Origin of the sequence: Streptomyces solicavernae (genome assembly GCF_029968095.1) — a bacterium.
GTDB classification, from domain to species: Bacteria; Actinomycetota; Actinomycetes; order Streptomycetales; family Streptomycetaceae; genus Streptomyces; species Streptomyces solicavernae.
Window position 1 is genome coordinate 1 of the sequence record NZ_JASCIR010000085.1, and the last position, 1,733, is coordinate 1,733.

Consider the following 1,733-nt stretch of genomic DNA (forward strand, 5'->3'; position numbering starts at 1 on the left):
GGGGTGCTGGAGTCCGAGGGTGTGACGCGTTTTGTGGAGCTCGGCCCGGACGCCGTACTCACCGCCATGGCCCAGCAGTGCCTGGACTCCTCGGACCTGCGGTTCATTGCGACCCTGCGTCGTGAGCGGCCCGAAGCCACCGATCTGCTGACTGCCCTGGGCCGGCTGCACAACCGGGGCGTCGCTGTCGACTGGGACGGCTGCTTCACCGCCCGAGGCGCCCGCACCGTCCCCCTGCCCACGTACGCCTTCCAACGCCAGAACTACTGGCTGGCCACACCGGAATCCGGCGCCGCCGACTCCGACCGGAATGTCCAGGGCGTCGACCTGTCCGAGACCCTCCCGGCCCAGCACACCGCCCTTCCCTCGACTGAGCGCCTGGCCGCGCTGCCTCCCGCGGAGCGCCTCGAAGCAGTCGCCGACCTCGTGCACGCCGAGGTCGCCGTCGTCCTGGGCTACGGTGACGCGAGCGCGCTCAACCCCGAACGCACCTTTCAGGAGCTGGGGTTCACTTCGCTCAGCGCGGTCGAACTCCGCGACCGGCTCCGCGCCGCGACCGGCGTGCGGCTCACCGCCACCGCGGTGTACGACCACCCCACCCCGGCCGCGCTCGTCACCCACGTGCACGACGAGCTGGCGCCGCCCGCTGCGGGAAGTGACGCGGCCTCCGTTCTCGCCGACCTCGACAGGGTCGAAGCGAACCTGGCTGCACTCCCCCTCGACGAGGCGGCCCGCTCCGAGATCGCCGTACGCCTCCAGACGGTCCTGGAGAAGTGCCGGGCGGCCGACAGCTACTCGGAGGACCCCGAAGCCGGCGACGCCCTCGGGTCCGCGTCGGTCGACGAGATCTTCGACTTCATCGATGCCGAACTCGGCGAGTCGGCGGTGAACTGACCCGCACCAGAAGCGAAGAGAACACACCGAACGAACTCGCACCGACTCGCTGTTTCGAGGAGACCCCTGCCATGCCCAACCCCCCTGCCGCCCCGAACGCCCACAGTGGCGACAACGAGCAGAAGCTGGTCGACTACCTCAAGAGAGTGACCGTCGACCTCAAGAAGTCACGCCGCCGCATCGCCGAACTCGAAGAGCGCAAGAACGAACCCGTCGCGATTGTCGGCATGGCGTGCCGCTACCCGGGCGGGGTCTCCTCGCCGGAGGACCTGTGGCGCCTGGTGGAGCACGAGACCGACGCGATCAGCGACTTCCCCGACAATCGCGGCTGGGACATGGACGAGCTCTATGATCCGGAGCCCGGAAAGCCGGGTCGCACCTACACGCACCGGGGCGGATTCCTGCACGACGCGGGCGAGTTCGACGCCGACTTCTTCGGCATCTCGCCGCGCGAGGCCCAGGCGATGGACCCACAGCACCGCTTGCTCCTGGAGACGGCGTGGGAGGCCCTGGAGTACGGGGGCATCGACCCCACATCCCTGAAGGGCAGCCCGACCGGAGTCTTCACGGGATTCTCCGGGCAGAGCTACATCGGCCTGTTCAGCGGGCCGGAGGAACTCGGCGGCTACCTGATGACGGGCAGCCTCTCCAGCATCATGTCCGGCCGGATCTCGTACGTCCTCGGTCTTGAGGGGCCGTCGGTGACGGTCGACACGGCGTGCTCGTCCTCGCTGGTCGCCCTGCATCAGGCGGTGCAGTCGCTGCGCCAGGGCGAGTCCACGCTCGCGCTCGTCGGCGGCTCGACCGTCGCCGCGACTCCCGGCAGTTTCGTGGAGTTC

At 69.4% G+C, this 1,733-nt stretch carries 2 protein-coding genes; both read left to right on the forward strand.

Annotated features, from left to right (window positions below; genetic code table 11):
* On the forward strand, positions 1-894 hold an 894-nt coding region (locus tag QIS99_RS32070; RefSeq protein ID WP_282517276.1), incomplete at its 5' end, for a phosphopantetheine-binding protein.
* 71 nt (positions 895-965) lie between these two features.
* Positions 966-1,733 (forward strand): beta-ketoacyl synthase N-terminal-like domain-containing protein (locus QIS99_RS32075; RefSeq protein WP_282517277.1); only part of this gene is annotated, 768 nt, incomplete at its 3' end.